The sequence below is a fragment of the Bacillus sp. WC2503 genome (genome assembly GCF_052682895.1).
Genome location: NZ_JBQYMD010000001.1, coordinates 2,928,747 through 2,947,519 on the forward strand (window position 1 = coordinate 2,928,747; position 18,773 = coordinate 2,947,519).

Annotated in this window: 18 protein-coding genes and 1 pseudogene; 1 reads left to right on the forward strand and 18 read right to left on the reverse strand. The window is 33.9% G+C overall.

The features are described from left to right. Nucleotides 1-102: 102 nt before the first annotated feature. The 17 genes and pseudogenes from ACUN26_RS14920 to ACUN26_RS15000 all read right to left on the reverse strand — a co-directional run bounded on the left by ACUN26_RS14920 (nt 103) and on the right by ACUN26_RS15000 (nt 16,372). Nucleotides 103-1,275, reverse strand: a complete 1,173-nt coding sequence (locus ACUN26_RS14920) for a glycosyltransferase family 1 protein (RefSeq protein WP_000510527.1) — start codon at nt 1,273-1,275, stop codon at nt 103-105. A gap of 35 nt (nt 1,276-1,310) precedes the next feature. Next, nucleotides 1,311-2,372 (reverse strand): EpsG family protein, encoded by a 1,062-nt coding sequence (locus ACUN26_RS14925; RefSeq protein ID WP_000154273.1) that lies wholly within the window; start codon nt 2,370-2,372, stop codon nt 1,311-1,313. A 35-nt stretch (nt 2,373-2,407) separates the two neighbouring features. Continuing rightward, the gene (locus tag ACUN26_RS14930; RefSeq protein ID WP_000793794.1) at nt 2,408-3,301 is read right to left on the reverse strand and encodes a glycosyltransferase family 2 protein; all 894 of its coding nucleotides are present in this window, start codon (nt 3,299-3,301) and stop codon (nt 2,408-2,410) included. Between the two features lie 5 nt (nt 3,302-3,306). Further along, nucleotides 3,307-4,416, reverse strand: coding sequence for a glycosyltransferase family 1 protein (locus ACUN26_RS14935; protein WP_000537132.1), 1,110 nt, complete (start codon nt 4,414-4,416; stop codon nt 3,307-3,309). Beyond that, nucleotides 4,401-5,558, reverse strand: a complete 1,158-nt coding sequence (locus tag ACUN26_RS14940) for a glycosyltransferase family 4 protein (protein ID WP_000253762.1) — start codon at nt 5,556-5,558, stop codon at nt 4,401-4,403. Before ACUN26_RS14940 ends, ACUN26_RS14935 begins: the two co-directional genes overlap by 16 nt. A 33-nt stretch (nt 5,559-5,591) precedes the next feature. Beyond that, entirely contained in the window at nt 5,592-7,418 is a 1,827-nt protein-coding gene (locus ACUN26_RS14945; protein ID WP_000222377.1) for a polysaccharide biosynthesis protein, read from the reverse strand. Between the two features lie 295 nt (nt 7,419-7,713). Then, complete coding sequence (locus ACUN26_RS14950) at nt 7,714-8,376, reverse strand: CpsD/CapB family tyrosine-protein kinase (RefSeq protein ID WP_000323603.1); 663 nt, start codon at nt 8,374-8,376, stop codon at nt 7,714-7,716. Next, the gene (locus ACUN26_RS14955) at nt 8,325-9,065 is read right to left on the reverse strand and encodes a YveK family protein (protein ID WP_001031073.1); all 741 of its coding nucleotides are present in this window, start codon (nt 9,063-9,065) and stop codon (nt 8,325-8,327) included. Before ACUN26_RS14955 ends, ACUN26_RS14950 begins: the two co-directional genes overlap by 52 nt. A gap of 341 nt (nt 9,066-9,406) precedes the next feature. Then, a complete protein-coding gene (locus ACUN26_RS14960) occupies nt 9,407-9,637 on the reverse strand; it encodes a BhlA/UviB family holin-like peptide (protein ID WP_073990767.1) in 231 nt (76 codons plus the stop codon). A gap of 171 nt (nt 9,638-9,808) precedes the next feature. Beyond that, nucleotides 9,809-10,804 carry a GH25 family lysozyme gene (locus ACUN26_RS14965; RefSeq protein ID WP_000716771.1) on the reverse strand — a complete coding sequence of 332 codons (996 nt, stop codon included), beginning with the start codon at nt 10,802-10,804 and terminating at the stop codon, nt 9,809-9,811. A 68-nt stretch (nt 10,805-10,872) separates the two neighbouring features. After that, on the reverse strand, nt 10,873-11,694 hold the full coding sequence (locus tag ACUN26_RS14970; RefSeq protein ID WP_000190134.1) for a M23 family metallopeptidase: 822 nt from the start codon (nt 11,692-11,694) through the stop codon (nt 10,873-10,875). A gap of 255 nt (nt 11,695-11,949) precedes the next feature. Beyond that, entirely contained in the window at nt 11,950-12,918 is a 969-nt protein-coding gene (locus ACUN26_RS14975) for a lysozyme family protein (RefSeq protein WP_000025076.1), read from the reverse strand. Between the two features lie 238 nt (nt 12,919-13,156). Then, the gene (locus tag ACUN26_RS14980) at nt 13,157-13,543 is read right to left on the reverse strand and encodes a DUF1492 domain-containing protein (protein WP_000464428.1); all 387 of its coding nucleotides are present in this window, start codon (nt 13,541-13,543) and stop codon (nt 13,157-13,159) included. Between the two features lie 397 nt (nt 13,544-13,940). Then, nucleotides 13,941-14,810 (reverse strand): DnaD domain protein, encoded by an 870-nt coding sequence (locus tag ACUN26_RS14985; protein ID WP_000511428.1) that lies wholly within the window; start codon nt 14,808-14,810, stop codon nt 13,941-13,943. 148 nt (nt 14,811-14,958) lie between these two features. Then, on the reverse strand, nt 14,959-15,153 hold the full coding sequence (locus tag ACUN26_RS14990; protein ID WP_001189063.1) for a hypothetical protein: 195 nt from the start codon (nt 15,151-15,153) through the stop codon (nt 14,959-14,961). 11 nt (nt 15,154-15,164) lie between these two features. Continuing rightward, a pseudogene (locus ACUN26_RS14995) lies at nt 15,165-15,922 on the reverse strand (ORF6C domain-containing protein). A 186-nt stretch (nt 15,923-16,108) separates the two neighbouring features. After that, complete coding sequence (locus ACUN26_RS15000; protein WP_000283429.1) at nt 16,109-16,372, reverse strand: hypothetical protein; 264 nt, start codon at nt 16,370-16,372, stop codon at nt 16,109-16,111. Nucleotides 16,373-16,574: 202 nt separating this feature from the next. Between ACUN26_RS15000 and ACUN26_RS15005 the strand changes: the two genes are divergently transcribed. Next, nucleotides 16,575-17,234: a LexA family protein gene (locus ACUN26_RS15005; RefSeq protein WP_000409433.1), complete on the forward strand. Its 660-nt coding sequence runs from the start codon at nt 16,575-16,577 to the stop codon at nt 17,232-17,234. A gap of 203 nt (nt 17,235-17,437) precedes the next feature. Here the strand turns inward: ACUN26_RS15005 and glnA are convergent, their stop codons facing one another. Beyond that, nucleotides 17,438-18,772: a type I glutamate--ammonia ligase gene (glnA, locus tag ACUN26_RS15010; RefSeq protein ID WP_000135333.1), complete on the reverse strand. Its 1,335-nt coding sequence runs from the start codon at nt 18,770-18,772 to the stop codon at nt 17,438-17,440. Between the last annotated feature and the right edge of the window lies 1 nt (nt 18,773).

The following is an 18,773-nucleotide window of genomic DNA, read 5'->3' on the forward strand; positions in this document are numbered from 1 at the left end:
AATCTATTATTGATTTCTCTTCTTCATTTTATATTAGTATTTTGCTGTTACGCTTACCAATTTTCCTTATACATCAGACATATAAAATGAAAACAAATTAGATTACCCTACTTCTTCCTTGCACACAATTCCATATAACGATAGCCACTCGTAAATGTTATCGTTAATATCAAAGCCTAATTTCGATATATTGTTAATTATGAATTCCCTGTCTGGTCTTTCTTTTAACAAGGCTTTATAAATTTCTTTACACCATATTTCAATTTCTTCATCTAAGTCAACAAATGACATTATCCCTAACCCCATATCAGTATTATTAGGTAGTGTATCTGCTACAACACATGGTACACCTGCAGATTGCGCTTCTAAAGTTACAATACCAAACCCCTCAAACAAAGAAGGAAAAATAAAAACATCAAAGCTCTTCATGAGTCGTGGAATATCCTTCCTAACGCCCAAAAATCTAATGTTTTCAAAAATCCCTAATTGCTTTGCTTTTAATTCAATAGAAATCCTTAACGGACCATCTCCTACTAGAATAGCAACAAAATTTGAATCTCTTTTTAAAATTTGCTTTAAAACTTTTAGGATAAAAACATGATTCTTTGACTCTGAAAAACTTCCTATATGTCCTATTAATTTTGCTGTATTCGGTATATTAAGTTCCCTTCTTACGCTGACACTACTTCCAGCATCTATATCAGTAAATTGATTAATATCTATACCGTTTTTAATCAGTTCTATCCTCTGACTTTGAAGCATCCTTTCACCAAATAAAAAACGTGCTGCTTCAACGCTACACGCACAATAATTAGTTCCAGCATATTTAATAATAGATTGCAAAACCTTTAGGATAACTCTTGCTTTTATTCCAGAGTCTTGTGGCCAATTATTACTATGGGAATGACAAATCCTCTTTTTTATACCAGCTATTTTTGCCGCTACAGCAACGAAACCACCTTGATAATCCGTATGTGCATGTACAACTTCATATTGATTATCCGACATAATTTTCACAAGTTCTTTAACATAGGCAAAAGGTCCTATTTGTCCTAAACTAGGTACCTTATATATTCTCCCACCTAAGGCCATTATTTCATCTTCGTAATCATTTTTCTCATTTCGATGGGATACAAAATCAAACTGAAGCTGCTCCCTATCTATTTTCCTATATATATTCATTAATAATGTTTCAGCTCCCCCGCGATTCAGAGCGCTGACAATGTGTAAAACCTTCTTTTTATTTATAGGTTCAGGCTTAGAATCTATCCCCATTCAACAATCCTCTCCTAGCATTTTGCACTTTATTATCAAAGTAGATTACTCTTATAGATAATTCCCAAAGTAATTACATGTTCATATACAAAATAAATAAAATAGCACACTAGAACTGCATAATACATCAACTTTTGATCTTTATCTGTAAATGACTTCACAACCCAAGAAATTAATATTAACTGATACAATCCAAAATATATGGAGAATCTAGCAAATATCCAATTCTGTGTTGAAATAATCATAAAAACAAGACCTAATATAGACATATTTACAATATAATCACTTTCAGGGAATAACGCCCTCATTTTATCTTTCCCAAGGTAAGCCAGTATAATTGGCACTATATTCACAGCAACCCTAAGTATATTGGCACCACCTTCATGAAATTCCTTATATTGACCATATTGAGTATTTCCAATAGCCGAAAATAAAATTTCCGAAAACTGATTAAAACCTATTACTACACATACCGCTAAAAAAAGGAGCAAATATGTCGTTCCTGACCAGGCTTTTTTTCTTACAAAAAAGTATATTGGCATTAAAACTAATGCACTTGCATGAAATGTTGATGCACATAATACAATTAATGTATATTTTTTCCATTTTCCTTCGAAAATATATTTTGTAGCAGCAAAAATAATTGCAGCGGCTAAATATTGCCTAATCCCATTCATTGATGTTAAATACATACCCGACGTAATATAAACATATAAACTCAATTCAATTAGTCTTGAATATTTATATAGTGTTGCTACAATGAGTACATTTGTTATCAATGCTGTAGTAAAAACCATTACTTGAGGATTATCCGTATATTTTTTCAAAACCATTTGAAAAATATTAAAGCCCATGTCTTTATTAGTTTGAACATATTCCCAATTAAACTCCGTTATTTTATATGCATGCATATAAAAATAAGTATCCCCAATATTATTTCGAAGCCCCGCCACCAACACAAGAGATAAAGCCGCCATTATAATCAACAGCCTATTGGGCTTTATCAATGTAAGACTATTAGTCACTGGTATAGCAAAATACCTTGCAAAAAATGCGAGCATGAATACTATAGCAAGATTCATCCAAAGTATGGTCATTATTCTGTCCTCTCATTTAATTACTAAATAAGTCTCTACATGTTTACTTTCATTTTTGTTTTCATTGTAATATAACTATAAAGGATAGCCCCAAATGGCAGTGCACAAAGTGTCAGTCCTTTACATGGCGATTCTTGTATAAACTTTCTATTTCTCGATATGAAACTACTAGATACATAATGTATAGCTTGCCTATACTTAAATAGTCGATTAGTAAATGGTAATTTCATAAGTTCCTTGCGATAAAAAGCAAAACCTTTTGGGTTTCTACGATATTGGTTTAGCATATTCATTGATGATCCATCAGCCATGTATTCCACATAACAAAGCGCTTCGTTCATTAGTAACATCTCATACTGTTGATCTAACATGTAATATTTGTATGCTAACCCTACATATTTTTCATTTTTAAAAATTGGGTATGGATATTTCTTAGTCAATTCTGTGCGATAGACCAATTTTTTATCACCTGTGACACCATGTTTATTGTAAAGATCAAAAAGCGTGGAGTGTTTAAGGTTCTCTGGTAACTTTGAGCCAATTATTTGTCCATTTGTATACAAATCCAATCCAATTATCCCGCTAACTTCTTCATTTCCATAGCTACTCCAAAAAGAAAGGATTTTTTCTACCGCTTCATCGGGCATATAATCATCAGAATCAATACAAACATTTAACTCCGTATCAATCATTTCATATGCTGTATTATGAGCACCATGCATCCCTTGATTTTGTTGCCAATGATACTTAATTTTGATATGTTTTTCAGCAATCCAGCTATCCACCAATTCTTTTGTGTTATCACTAGATCCATCATCTATTATTAACCATACAAAATCCTTACATGTTTGATGTTTTAAACTCTCATAACAATTTGCAAGACAATATGCTCTATTATAAGTAGGGGTGAAAATCGTTAAATTCTTCAAATTACTCACCTCGAAAGTACAGAATAATAGTCTTGAGTTAATTCAGCCGTATGTTTTATATCGTATCCTTTTGCGAATACTACTTGAGTTGGTGTTTTCCTCGAAAAATTACTAGTTTCTATATTTTTCATTTTTTCTATCCAAGCAAATTTATCTGTTAGAGAAACATGTTCAACTAAATTCATTCCCAAGTCCACCTCTTTCGTAATAGTATCAGATATAATACAAGGTAAACCAACTCCTTGCGCCTCTATGAGAGTGAGTGGCAATCCCTCATGTATGGATGGAAAAACAAATACATCAAATGCTTGAAGTATCCTTTCTATATCGTCTCGTATCCCGAGAAACCGTATATGCTTCTCCATATTCAATTCCCTTACTTTATTTTCAATTCCCACGCGAAGCGGCCCTTCGCCAGCTAATAAAAGAATTGAATCCGGCTTAAATCGAGTTAACTGCGCGAATAATTCTATAAGGTAAGCATGATTTTTTTGATGAGCAAATCTTCCAACATGACCTACAACAAGAGTATCTTTCTCAATTTGTAATTCTTCTCTTACTTGTTTTCGTATGTCTGGACAGAACAAAAATCTATCACAATCAATTCCATTTTTTAAGATTCTAGCTACATCGGCTTTATCCGCAAATAGCCATCTGGCAGCAGCATTTGAACATGCTAACAAATGTGTTGCACATATGGCTATTGATTTTCCCGCATACCATTTATAGATTTTTGCAGCAATACCACCCTCACTACTAGTATTATGACTATGCGCAATCCTAACTGGCACCCTTGCTTTTTTAGCTGAACGAAGTACAAATCCGCTCATTTTATCTATATGTGAATGAACGATTTTATATTGCGTATGGGTACTAAAGAAATTATCTAGCGCCTTTATATAGCCCCTATGACCAACATCTGTAACATATGGAATTCTATGAATTTCCCCGCCTAACTTTACTATTTCTTCATCAAACACTCCTTCTTTACAAGTTAAAAAATCAAATTGTACTTTTGAGCGGTCTATATTACGATACAAATTCATAATTAAAGTTTCGGCTCCGCCTCTATTCATATTTACGACTACATGTAGTACTCTCAATGGAGTGCCCAATTTAAATCCTCCATTTCATCCATATATGTTGTATAAATTTCTTTTTTCTCTTTTAACACTTCGTTAACTGAATATTTACTTGTAATAATAGTACGCCCACACCGTCCAAACTGAGCTTGTAATTTAATACTTTTAGAAATAGAATTTATTCTTTCAGACATCGTCTTTATATCATCACGATCTATAATCCAACCATTTTTATTATGAATAATTAACTCCCTATGTCCCCGATTGTCAGTGGCGATAACTGGAAGTCCACAAGCCATAGCTTCCATAATATTAACTGGTAAACCTTCCCGGTAACTCGATGCAACAGCTAGGTCACACATCTGCAGCAAAGGGGCTATATCATTTCTATAACCAAGAAAATGCACCATACTACTCACACCTAGTTGAGCCGCTATATTTTTGCACTCCTTCATTAAAGGCCCTTCACCAGCAAGTAGTAGCTTCGCATGCGGAATTTCATTTTTTAATTGTGCCAATGATTGAATTAAGAAGCTTTGATTTTTGTTCTTATTAAATTCAGCTGCATAAAACATTAAAAAATCTTCAGAATTATAACCATTTTTATGTCTTAATTGCTCCTTTTCACTTTCATTAACAGGAATATATCGTTCTATATCTACTCCTACACCATGAACGAGTTTAATACTTCCCGCCTGAAATCGATGCTTTACTGCTAAACTGTAATCTTCTTGATTAATTGTTAGAAGACAATCCGTAGTAGTAGCTAAAATTCTTTCGATTGGATAGTATAAGAGCCAATTTATGAATGATGATCCTTTACAAAAATGAAATCCATGCGCTGTATATATAACCTTTGTGCCTTCTCTCCGCACTTTTCTAGCAGCTAGACGAGCAATTGCTCCTCCCATAGGCGTATGACAATGAATGATATTATATTTATTTTGATGAATAATTGATGTAAGTTTTTTATATGCATGAAAGTTTTGTACGCTAATCGGTGATCTTTGAAGAGGAATATTATATTTTTGAGTTACGTACGGAAGATGTATATTCCCATTCGCTGCAACATGCACTTCCCATCCTTGGTCTGCAAACCATTTCAAATACGGTAAATGAAAAGCTTTAAAATGATAATCCACAGTTGCACAAAACAGAATTTTTTTAGACACCATCCCACGCACCCGTCTTATAATAATTTTTTGCTATTAACCTGATACTGGTATTAATAGTTTTAAAGTTTTTCGCTGATTCACTAAATTTAACAATCGCTTTCTTAATTCCATCTCATCTAACTCTGTATATTCCAAAATTAACTTTTCTATTTCTTCTATACGAACATTCATTTCTTGCCCTACATAAATTCTCGGGTGAACTTGCTTCTCATTCATTTCATCTTCTTTTAGTAATTCTTCAAAAAGCTTCTCTCCTGGGCGTATACCGGTAAATTCTATTCCTATTTCATCCAAAGAGTTTCCTGATAATCGAATGAGATTTTTAGCAAGATCAACTATTTTTACTGGTTCTCCCATATCCAGCACAAAAATTTCTCCTCCTTTAGCTAGCGCCCCAGCTTGCACTACGAGTCTTGATGCCTCCGGAATTGTCATAAAATAACGAACCATATCAGGATGAGTAACTGTAATTGGTCCACCATTTTGAATTTGTTTCTTAAATAAAGGTATGACGCTTCCGCGGCTACCTAATACATTTCCAAAACGTACTGTAACAAACTTTGTATGACTTATTTTATCTTTGTGCTGAATGACCATCTCAGCTAATTTCTTTGTTGCACCCATAACACTCGTCGGGTTCACCGCTTTATCGGAAGAAATCATAACAAACGTTCCTACTCCATGTGTTCTCGCTGCCTCTGCTATATTCATAGTTCCAATCAAATTATTTTTAACAGCCTCTTCAGGATTGTTCTCCATTAATGGTACATGTTTATGTGCGGCTGCATGATATACAACATTTGGAAGATGTTTATTCATTATTAAATGCATCTTCTTTTCATCTTGTATATCCGCGATTTCTGGAATAAACACGCCTCTCATATCGTTATATTTTTCATTTAATTCCATTTCTATGGAATAAATACTGTTTTCTCCATGCCCTAATAAAATCAATTTTTTCGGTTTAAATTTCGCAACTTGTCTACAAATTTCCGAACCAATTGATCCACCTGCACCAGTAACTAAAATGACTTTATCCGTTATATAATCTGAAATAATTTCCACATCTAACTCTACAGGATCTCGCCCTAATAAATCTTCTACTTGAACATCTCTAAATTCATTTACTGAAACCTTACCTGTTACTAAGTCTTCTAACATGGGAAGGATTTGAGTTTTTACTTTTGTTTTTAAACAATCTTTTAAAATAACATTTCTCTCTCTCTTGTTTAACGAAGGAATTGCCAAGATAACTATCTCAATATTCAGTTTTTTAATAACATAATCAATTTGATTCATACCACCTATTACTGGAATCCCCCAAATATCAAGATTATGCTTTTTGACATTATCATCAATAAACGCGACTGGCATTAATTCAGCAGTATTATTCTTCAACAACTGCCTTGCAACCATCGTCCCAGCTGATCCAGCACCAACAATTAACGTTCTTTTTTTATCACCCTTCTTTACATAATAAATATCTCTGTACATTCTCCAAATAAAGCGGGAACCACCAATTAATAAAATATGAATCATCCAAGTTACAACTAACAATCGAAAATACATTTTTTGCATAATGATTTGCTGTACAACCGCTGTAGTAAGTATTGAAAATGTAACGACCTTGCATATAATTAGCAACTCTCCTATACTTGCATATTCCAAAGCTTTTTTATACAATTTATAAACAAAAGCAAATAAATGATGACTAACTAATAGAGTGATAGAGCTAATAACTGATGATAAAGTGATAACACTAAAGCTAGCATTTACAAAAAAATAACTAAAAAAAACTGCACTTAATACAATCAGTGAATCCATTAAAAGCAATAACGATATCCTCCGGCGATACGTCATATAACTTCCTCCTTTAATCAATTCCTTACTGAACTCTTTCAAAGTTAAAGTTTCTAACTATATACTCTTTATTAAAAGTACATAGCTAGAAACTTTAATAAAATATGGGCATCTAACCCTCCCTCACATTACACTTTTGATGACTCGCATCTAAGGTTGCTTTCACAACCCACAGCATAATCGAGTGCCTCCATTGATAGCGGTCAGGAGACATCACCACATCACAATTCTATTATTCTTTCTTTATAACGAACATTTTTATGTAAGAAGGTTAAATTTATTATTCTAATCCCCTTTATACTTTCCCATTCAAAATTGCACCCAATATTCTGCTTTTCGTAAAACTTAGCGCTCTTTTCGTTTCAAGCGCATCTTCGCTCACAGTACGATTATATCGGATCACCAAAAGTACTCCTTCACACTTATCAACTAATACACTCGTATCTGTTACTTCTAATACAGGGGAAGAATCAAATAATATGATGTCATACCGTTCCATTGCCTTTTGAATTAACATATCCATCTCACCTGAACCAAGTACTTCAGATGGATTGAATGGTACTGGACCGCTAGTTAATATATCAAGACGTTCCATCTCTGTTTTTTTTACAGCGCCTTCTAAATTTGTTTTTCCGTTCAATATATCAGTTAATCCAACTGTATTTTCTACTCCAAACATTTCCTGAATCGTGGGTTTTCGTAAATTTGCATCTACTATCAATACTTTTTCACCTTTTTGTGCTATTGAGACTGCTAAATTAACTGTAATCGTTGATTTTCCTTCACCATACCTTGGAGAAGTAATAACTATAGTTCTGCTTTTATGAATAGACGAAGATAATTGAAGGTTTGTTCGAAGCGAACGATACTGCTCCGAAATTTTCGATCTTGGAGCTGTATAAGCAATTATACTTTCTCCTTTAACTTTATTTGTTTTTCGTCTATTTTTGTAGGCCACTCCGTTCCATCCCCCAGTACCACTGTATTTTTTTTACTGAATTTGTCTTCCGTATTTTTCCTATTCATTTTAGAAATCCCGCCCAAAACAGGGACATCTAACAATTGCTCAATTCGTCGTTCCGATTTGATTCTATCATCAAATGAATCCAATAAAAAAATAAAACCGATACTGAGCACCATACCTACAGAGAACGCAATTAGTATCGTCTTAAGGTGATTTATATTTATAGGCATCGAATGTTTTTGAACTGGGTCTTCTGGTAATATACTCACATTATTAAAATTTAGTATATTTGCTACTTCTTTCTTATAAACAGCCGCTGTCGTATTTGCAATTTTATGTGCAAGTACAGGATCAATATCCACTACATTTATTCTCATAATCTGAGAGCCTTGTACACTTTCTATACTTATTTGTCCACTTAATGCACCTGCAGATCTGTTAATATTTAATTCAGCCGCTACTTTTTCTAATATTACAGGCTCATTTACCATCGCTTTTAATGTATTCATCGTTTCAGCATTAGCTTGAACAATAACCCTTGCTGAGGAGGCATACAAAGGTGTTTTCATATACATACTATACATCGCTCCTCCTACGGTTGTGAGAGTCGTAAACAACAGTAGTATCCATACCCTTTTCCATATAACAGTAAATAGATTTTTTAAATTTATTTCCTTATTCATTACTTCTCCCCCTCATTTAATACCAATGAGATTCCAGTTGACATTCCCATAAAAAACAGAAATAAAAGTAATATGTTTTATTTTTTAAATATACAAACATTTCTAATTAATGCCATTTTAGTTCTTTATACAGAACGAGTCAACATAAATTATTCTTGTTAAATGACTTCTTAATTACACCTCATAAATTACGACAATATTCACTGCAATTCATTGTAGATAAATGACGAAAAAGCCCTGATATCGTAGTATCAGGGCTTTTTTTCTTAGTATAGAGATGTATTTCGATTACGTTCTCATTAGTGAACTTGCTTGCGGAATAAATAGTTTAACATGATGCTTTATTTCATATCACCATGTCCCAAAATTTTTTGTTTAACATCTGATAAATCCTTCGCCAACGAACTAAACGCTTTTGCTTGTTCTTCAATGACTTGTTGGTTTTTTTCAATAACTTTTTGATATTGTTCTTCGCGCTGTTCATTCTTTTTTTGTGTAGTAATAAGCATCCACACAAATAACGCTGCGAATGCTCCTTGTTGAATCATTGAATTTAAGATCTGCTCTTCTATTATTCTCACTCCTTTTCTAATCTAAATAATTACTCATTCGAGTGACTCTAATCTTTTATCATCTTTTAACACCAATATGTCCTTATAGCTATCTCTGTCTTATAATTCTTGCTAAAGCTATCTTTTATGTCATAACTTTATAAAATACAAAAACAGTTACTACTGGAATTTTTATCGAATATCTACAATGTCAAAGTGTTCCTCAGGTGTCCAACGGTTCCCACCAATATCAATCCAGCCTTCTTTACGGAAGAATACTGTAAGGGGTTCTTTTGAAGTAATACGTCCTTTGTATGAGCCGTTAATTCCATCATAAAAGTTTACTCCATATCCTTCTGGGTATTTTGATATTGCTTTGAAAGGTCTCCAATAATAATGCTCCGCTTTTACCCAACGGCTTCTACCTAAATCTAACCACACATCATTATCTTCTCCCCAGTACGCATTCCAGTACAATACTTCTGCTGCTGTTGTAAAGTTCCCCTGATAGTTGCCATGTGGTCTATCATGATAGTTAATACCATAACCTTCCCAGTATATTGACTTTGCGAACCCAATCCCTTCTGGTTGCGGTGTACCAACAACGCCACCTTTACCTGTAAACCATTCAAGAGATTTTTCTCCGTTTAAGTAATTTAAATCTACATTACCAGATACGCCCGCAAGACTACCACTTTCCGTATACTGCCATAAATCACAGTTATAGGCTGGTTTATTTCCATAACGTGGAATCCAAAGGAAATCCGCATTCACAGTATTTAGTCCATAGCTTGTATACATGTGATGTGATACATATAGACCTATTTTCCAGCCAGCTGCACGGCATGTATCAATAAATGCCTGTGAAGCTTTCGCTAAGTTAACTGCTCCACAACTTGCTAATGTATCATCTTCCACATCTAATACTAAAAATTTCGCTTCTTTGTCAGCGCGCGCCATAAAATCATTCGCTTCTACAATAGCATCCTGAACACTTACATAACATCCATAAGCATAGTGTGCAAATGGGACACCATAGTCTTTACAACCTTGTACATACTCTTTATAACGTGTATCAATTGTCCTTGATCCATACTGTACACGTATAATAGCAAGTTCAAGCTCTTTACTAGCTGCCGCCCAATTTATTGAACCATTGTGATGAGATAAATCTGCAATTTTCTTCATTTCTATTCCTCTTCTTTCCTATATCAAAATTTATGAATAAAAAAACAACTCTTAATAGAGTTGTTTTTTTATCGAATATCTACAATGTCAAAGTGTTCCTCAGGTGCCCAACTATTCCCACCGATATCAATCCAGCCTTCTTTACGGAAGAATACTGTAAGAGGTTCTTTTGAAGTAATACGTCCTTTGTATGAGCCGTTAATTCCATCATAAAAGTTTACTCCATATCCTTCTGGATATTTTGATATTGCTTTGAAAGGTCTCCAATAATAATGCTCCGCTTTTACCCAACGGCTTCTACCTAAATCTAACCACACATCATTATCTTCTCCCCAGTACGCACCCCAGTATAATACTTCTGCTGCTGTTGTAAAGCTTCCCTGATAGTTGCCATGTGGTCTATCATGATAGTTAATACCATAACCTTCCCAGTATATTGACTTTGCGAACCCAATTCCTTCTGGTTGCGGTGTACCAACAGCGCCACCTTTCCCCAAGTAGTCTAATGGATTCACAGCATTACTCTTATTAATATTCCAGCCGCCTTTATGCATTTCAAAATGTAAGTGCTGACCATAAGCCTGTCCCGTTTCTCCCATAACCCCAATTGTTTGTCCTTGTGTAACAGAATCGCCTTCTTTAACTGTACGAGAACCACTTCGCATGTGAGCGTATACAGTTTCCCATGTAACTCCATTAATATTATGAACAATCATAATACATTCACCGTAACTAGATGAAAAATACGAACGACTAACTTTCCCACTAGCCGCTGCATAAATCGGATGATAGCCTGCTTCAGCAAGATCTACCCCATGATGATCTGGTCTGTCACCTCTAAAACCACTTGTTACTCTCGTTGTATTTGTTGGATAAATAAATGTTGCCATATGAATCTTCCTTTCTATTTTATATTGTCTATATTTATTATTTTTAGATATATTGTAGGTTTTCCAACCTTAAAACGAACAAAACAGAGAATTTCTCCATTGTTATCTACCATCAAAATATTATTCTTTTAACCATAAGTTAAATATTATTAAGATTACCAAAGACTCTTGAAAAACTATTATTTTATATGACTAATTCTTCTTTCCTACATTACAGTTTACGTATAAAAAACAACTCTTGGTAGAGTTGTTTTTTTATCGAATATCTACAATATCAAAGTGTTCCTCAGGTGCCCAACTATTCCCACCAATATCAATCCAGCCTTCTTTACGGAAGAATACTGTAAGGGGTTCTTTTGAAGTGATACGGCCTTTATATGAACCGTTAATTCCATCGTAAAAGTTTACTCCATATCCTTCTGGGTATTTTGATATTGCTTTGAAAGGTCTCCAATAATAATGCTCCGCTTTTACCCAACGGCTTCTACCTAAATCTAACCACACATCATTATCTTCTCCCCAGTACGCACCCCAGTATAATACTTCTGCTGCTGTTGTAAAGTTTCCCTGATAGTTGCCATGTGGTCTATCATGATAGTTAATACCATAGCCTTCCCAGTATATTGACTTCGCGAACCCAATTCCTTCTGGTTGTGGAACACCGCCTGCATTAAAATCTACATATTGTTTAACAATTTCAGCGTAGAAAAAATTACCGCCATTTTTATATCGATAACCACCATTGTACGCAACTGCGATAGGATGACTATATTTAACCATAGCACCAGTTTTATTTCCAAGCGATGGTGCAACCACTGTTTTAGAATATTGATCTGCCACCGGTAATGAATGTTGTTTATTGTTAGAAGCTAACCAACGAAGGTAAGCTCGTCCAAAATTATATGATTGAACAATAGCACTTAAATCTGTAATACCATTCTTCTTTGCATCATCAAAGGCTCCTTTTAAATGCTTTACCCCGTAATACACTGAATCTTTAGGATTCTTGATTGTATTCATCGCCCACCCTTGTGATTCACTTGACTGCATAATATCCGGTGTTGTTTCAGAGTTCCCTCCACTTTCCACCATAATAATTCCAAGTACGTAAGGAACTAACTCAGAAACACCTTGTGCAGCACATTCACTTTCTACCATTGATTGCCAACGTAACACTTGTTGTGGCAGATTCTTTGTTTTAACTGAAGCAGCTAGTATACTCATTACTAATCATCTCCTTATTCCACTATTATTTTTGTCTAAAAAACTACTACTTTACTACATATGGTTATCAGCCCAATACTCATTAATTTATAAAATTACTTCATGTTGCTCACCTTCTTTCACAACAAAAAGAGCAGCCATAAAAATAGTTGCTCTTTCGTCGAAATCTTATATTACTACTATAAATCACTTTTTCAATACTTTCTGTACACCGCATGTACCCTACAAAAAGGTAACATTAAAATCCATCTAAAAACTTGACAATTTTTCTTATTTCAGCGTGTTTGCGTCGAATATAGCCTGTACTATAATGCAATTCAAATGCTATTTGTTCTAAGGTCATTCCATCAATATATTTCATTTTAAGTATTTGATGATCCAGTCCTGCAAACTTATTCATCAAAAGCTTTAAATCAAATTCTTCATTCATCTTATGAGCTAATTCATATTCAATTGCTTCAATCCGGTCTTCTACCTTAGCCCCTTCCGACTCAGCGGTTAATCGTACATTTTGCAAGTCCCCACTAGTCCAGCGCTTTAATTCCGCTTTTGATTTGTCTAAGTTGTATTCTAAATAAGCGATTTCTTCTTCTAACTTCTTATAATCTTTGAGCCATTCAAACATCTGACGATTCACCTACTTCCTTTTTGTAAATTTAAATACTACTAATTTAATAAAACTTATATCCTTATTGGCTTTTTCAATCTTTGTTATTTGTAGAACATCTTTCATTTAATAAACACAACCATTTCCTACTATTTATAAATTCATTTTCTCTTTAGAATTCCAATACTGTAATTAACTCCTGAATAGATAATGAAAAACACCCTTCGAACAATCCTTGTAAGACATTAATAATCAAACAGAAATCACAAATTGTTAATACTTGCTCCAAACATTCACGAATATCTTCAAAGATGTTTAATATACATCAAACATTTTTGAAGAATATAATCATTTAATCTTAGCATTAAGATAATACATTTTTAAACACCAAAGTCGTCGACCATTTTATCTTTTCTTAAGACTTATATTTATTTAATACCTCTTTTAATCTCTCACGCTCTTCCTCAGTGTACTGCGCGGGTTTTCTTTCCACTTCTTGATTCGTGTGTTCGTCATCTTTATATAACCAATCTGGGACAAGCTCTTTTCTAGTCGAATAATTTCTACCTGATTCATTAAATTTCTTATTCTTACTCATTTTGAAACGTCTATCTAGCGCGGTCACATCAGCAAATGTTTTAACTTTTTGCTCCTTCCAATTACTCAATATAGCTTTAACGTAGTTCCATCTTGGTGCATTCTCATCAATAGCTTTATTAGTTGCATACTGAATTAACTCACTACTAAACAAATCACAAAAATCGCCTAACTCCGTAAATGCAATTTCACTTAACGGAATGCCTCTCTCTTTTAAAAAATTATAATTTTTTTTAAACTCTCTACCGAATAATATATGAGATTCTAATTTATCCTTATCATCATGATTAGTATTTTGTATTTTAGTATTTAGTTTATTGATATTTAGTAGTGTCGGATTTTCCTCATATGGCTTTCCTACATCTTGCTTTTCCACTTGTGGAATTCTCTTTTGTGGTGTTTCATAAATTTCCGTATCCCATCTTTTAATTTTTTTTGTATGTTCATCACGAACGGGATAACGCTTTACATACCCTAATTCTTTTAGTTCTTTAAAACCTGTACGTAATGAATCTTCTCCATCCTTTGCATGTTGAGCTAATTCACTAATATGAAAAGTCCAATCATCTGGTAGTGTAAGTGTATAAGCCAAAATTCCTTTTGCCTTCCATGACAACCTTTTATCTTTTAAACCAGTATTATTTATGACGGAATAATTACTATCTTTTTTCACTCGAATAATCCCCATACTAGTCACCTCATAAATTCTCAAAATCGATATTCAATGTTATACTTATTCAGAGATATTTTTTTATAGAATCCGCTGCAACGGATTCTTTTTTTATGTACTCATTTAAATCCATCATGCTATCCATATTTTTTCTCCTAAATCTTTCTTATTCCTCAAATTCAACATCAACTTGAATTTCGATATTCATAGAAATTTCTTGTGTTATACGAATAACATTTGGACTTATTCCTTTTTGGATAAGCTTTTTAATCTGCTGTTTTGCGGCATCTTTTGTTTTAAATTCACTGACAGTTGGTAGACCTACTAAATTGCCAGTAATCACTAAAATTTTCCGTTGCATGTTTCTTCCTCCTATTGAAATTCTGCCATATTTATTTGTGAGTTTTTAACTTTAATTTCTTCATTTAAAACTGTTGGAATTGAATATTCTTCATTAATTATTTGTATAGCTCTATCCAAATGATTACGTTTAATAGCTTTATAACTATTCACACCAAACTCTCGATGTAATTGACTATAAATATCGCTATACAGCTTTTTTCTAAGACTGTTATCCTGATAAGAATTCGAATTTTTACCCCCCAATAACAAAAAACCTAACCTTTTTACAGCCTTTGTTATTTCGTCACATTCAATGGCGTATAGCGGAGCGTTTTCTCGTAACCCCTTCACTTCAGTCTTAATCTCTTGTATTTCTTGCGTATGTCCTTCTAAAGCTGCAAACGTTAACTTTAGGACTCCCATAGCATCCTTTGGTATTTTGTTCTGACTTTGTATATACCTCCTCATCCGTTTGAACTCTTCAATACATTTTATTTTCGTTTGCACAGCTTCTCTAGAGTTATACCCCATAGCAAGTAATACGAAAGCTTCTTCAGTTAAATTGTATTTAGACATGCGCTCACCCTGTGAATTGATATAAGTGGACTCGTAAGAATTTCCTTGCGCAAATTCTTCACCCGCATATACAATATTTTTACAATATCCTCCAAAACGTAGTAATGATCTTTCCCGAACGTTTTCGCAATTACCAAACTATCCGTTACTACCTCACCATTAACTTCAAATACTAGTTCACTATGTACTAATACTTCGGTTAAGTGATCCATTCTGATCTCCTCCTCATCTTTAATTTTCAATTACCTTCCTTACATTTACATACCCTTGCATCAAGTGTTATTATTTACCAGTTTTCTTGGGCATTAACCAATCCTCAACATTCAAATTATGTGATTTAATATAAAATATTTCCTTAACTCTCCAATAAAGCTTTGCTTAATAATTTCGTTATTGAGTTAAAAATTCAATATTTTATGTTCCAAAAAAGTAGGGTTTCTTTTCACACTACAATTCGGCTTGTTTTCTTCAAATTCAAAAAGATATTCTAAATTATGATCAGGAAAAAAGGTTTCCTTAATTTCAAGAGCCTCATCATAATAAAAACGAAATTTACCATTAATTTTGTCGCACACTGTTGCGTAGCGAAGATTCAGATGCGAAGAGATTTGGGTAATTACAATCCCTTTTCTCGCCATCTCTGCACGCAGATTCGGATACATTAGCTCACCTCCTTAATTTTTATACGAAATTGCGTTTATTTACACTTTAATATATACGCATTTCCGTACAAAGTCAATGATATAATAGGGAAATACACTCAATATCGTACAAAACACTATTTACTTATAAATTCAGCTAAGTTATGATAGTAACAAACATACTCAATATCGTATACATTTTATAAGAAGGATGGTGAAGTTTATGGAAAAAGCAAAGATTGTAACACGCTTAATAAAAGAAGCTGGATATAGCAAAAGAGCTTTCGCAGAAAAAATCGGGCTCCCTCCCACAACACTGCAATCAATGTTATCAAGAGGAATCGGTAAAGCATCTGTTGATAATGTAATAAAAGTTTGTAAGGGATTAGGGATCACTACTGATGATTTAGAGGTGCTCACAACTAAAGGGGATAATACAGTTAAAGAAGAAGTTTCTATTTATGAAACCATTCAAAACGACCAATCAAACATTATCCATATCCCAATCATTGGTTCTGTCGCAGCCGGTACACCTATATTCGCCGAAGAAAATATCGAGGGTTATTTACCAATGCTAAGTACATTTTTAAATAAGCGTAAAAAGTATTTTTATCTTACTGTAAAAGGCACTAGCATGAATCTCGAATTCCCTGATGGTTCTTATGTTCTGGTAGAAGAAACTCCTTATGTTGAGAATGGGCAAATTGCTGTTGTAAAAGTCAATGGTTATGATGCAACTGTGAAAAAAATCTCAAAATCTGGAAGCATCATTACTTTAATACCATTGAGTAATGATCCTATCCATGAACCACAGACTTACGACCTTTCAGCTGAAGATGTAAAAATCATTGGTCGCGTTGTACAAGCAGTAAAAAATTATTAAATTTTTAGCGCTAGCAATTTATTGAAAAAAGAACCGATTCTAATAAAGGTTTATTGAAATTACCATCCCTATTATTAAGATACTCTTATACTGAAGATTTTTAGTGGCTGTTTTGTGGTTTCTTTTCATTTTGCGCCACTTGAAGTTAACTTTATAAAAAAGAAAAAAGCCCTGATACCGTAGTATCAGGGCTTTTTTCTCTCTTAGTATAGAGACATATATTGATCGCGTTCCCATTGGTGAACTTGTGTGCGGAAGATATCCCACTCAATTTCTTTTGCTTCGATGAAGTGCTCAAGTAAATGTTCTCCTAGTGCACTGCATACTACTTCATTAGATTGTAATGTAACTAACGCTTGCGCTAATGTTGCTGGTAAGTCAACGATACCTGCTTCTTCGCGCTCTTCTTTTGTCATTACATAGATGTTACGGTCTACTGCAGCTGGTGGAGTTAATTTATTTTTAATTCCGTCAAGACCTGCAGCTAATAATGTAGCCATTACTAGATATGGGTTTGCAGCTGGGTCAACACTACGTACTTCTACGCGTGTACTAATACCACGAGATGCAGGGATACGTACTAATGGGCTACGGTTTTGTGCAGACCATGCTACGTAACAAGGAGCTTCATATCCAGGTACTAAACGTTTGTAAGAGTTTACAGTTGGGTTTGCTACCGCTGTAAATGCTGGTGCATGTTTTAAAATACCTGCGATAAAGTGACGAGCATCATCACTTAATTGTAAATCACCGTTTTGATCGAAGAATACGTTCTCACCATTTTTAAATAGTGATAAGTTACAGTGCATACCTGAACCGTTCACACCGTATAATGGTTTTGGCATAAATGTTGCATGTAAACCATGTTTACGAGCAATTGTTTTTACAACAAGTTTGAATGTTTGAATGTCATCACATGAGCGAATTGCATTTGCATATTTAAAGTCAATTTCGTGTTGACCTGGTGCAACTTCATGGTGAGACGCTTCAATTTCAAAGCCCATTTCTTCAAGCTCAAGAACGATATCACGACGACAGTTTTCCCCTAGATCCATCGGCGCAAGGTCGAAGTATCCACCGTTATCGTTTAATTCTAATGTTGGATTTCCTTTTTCATCAACTTTGAATAGGAAGAATTCTGGCTCTGGTCCAAGATTGAAATCTGAGAATCCTAAAGCTTCCATTTCTTTTAATACACGTTTTAAATTGTTACGTGGATCTCCGTCAAATGGAGCACCATCTGCAGTATAAATATCACAGATTAAACGAGCTACTTTACCTTTTTCAGCTGTCCAAGGGAAAATTACCCAAGTATCTAAATCCGGATATAAATACATATCAGATTCTTCAATACGTACGAAACCTTCAATAGAAGATCCATCAAACATCATTTTGTTATCAAGAGCTTTTGTTAATTGGCTCACTGGAATTTCTACGTTTTTAATTACTCCTAAAAGGTCCGTAAATTGCAGACGGATATACTTTACATTCTCTTCTTTCGCCAAACGGAAAATATCTTCTTTTGTGTACCTAGCCATT

What these genes read in the sequence shown, in the direction of transcription:
- ACUN26_RS14920 (WP_000510527.1), bottom strand. Translation starts at nt 1,275, where the DNA reads ATGGGGATAGATTCTAAGCCTGAACCTATAAATAAAAAGAAGGTTTTA.
- ACUN26_RS14925 (WP_000154273.1), bottom strand. Translation starts at nt 2,372, where the DNA reads ATGACCATACTTTGGATGAATCTTGCTATAGTATTCATGCTCGCATTT.
- ACUN26_RS14940 (WP_000253762.1), bottom strand. Translation starts at nt 5,558, where the DNA reads ATGGTGTCTAAAAAAATTCTGTTTTGTGCAACTGTGGATTATCATTTT.
- ACUN26_RS14945 (WP_000222377.1), bottom strand. Translation starts at nt 7,418, where the DNA reads ATGACGTATCGCCGGAGGATATCGTTATTGCTTTTAATGGATTCACTG.
- ACUN26_RS14955 (WP_001031073.1), bottom strand. Translation starts at nt 9,065, where the DNA reads ATGAATAAGGAAATAAATTTAAAAAATCTATTTACTGTTATATGGAAA.
- ACUN26_RS14965 (WP_000716771.1), bottom strand. Translation starts at nt 10,804, where the DNA reads ATGAAGAAAATTGCAGATTTATCTCATCACAATGGTTCAATAAATTGG.
- ACUN26_RS14970 (WP_000190134.1), bottom strand. Translation starts at nt 11,694, where the DNA reads ATGGCAACATTTATTTATCCAACAAATACAACGAGAGTAACAAGTGGT.
- ACUN26_RS14975 (WP_000025076.1), bottom strand. Translation starts at nt 12,918, where the DNA reads ATGAGTATACTAGCTGCTTCAGTTAAAACAAAGAATCTGCCACAACAA.
- ACUN26_RS14980 (WP_000464428.1), bottom strand. Translation starts at nt 13,543, where the DNA reads ATGTTTGAATGGCTCAAAGATTATAAGAAGTTAGAAGAAGAAATCGCT.
- ACUN26_RS14985 (WP_000511428.1), bottom strand. Translation starts at nt 14,810, where the DNA reads ATGGGGATTATTCGAGTGAAAAAAGATAGTAATTATTCCGTCATAAAT.
- ACUN26_RS14990 (WP_001189063.1), bottom strand. Translation starts at nt 15,153, where the DNA reads ATGCAACGGAAAATTTTAGTGATTACTGGCAATTTAGTAGGTCTACCA.
- ACUN26_RS15000 (WP_000283429.1), bottom strand. Translation starts at nt 16,372, where the DNA reads ATGTATCCGAATCTGCGTGCAGAGATGGCGAGAAAAGGGATTGTAATT.
- ACUN26_RS15005 (WP_000409433.1), top strand. Translation starts at nt 16,575, where the DNA reads ATGGAAAAAGCAAAGATTGTAACACGCTTAATAAAAGAAGCTGGATAT.
- glnA (WP_000135333.1), bottom strand. Translation starts at nt 18,772, where the DNA reads ATGGCTAGGTACACAAAAGAAGATATTTTCCGTTTGGCGAAAGAAGAG.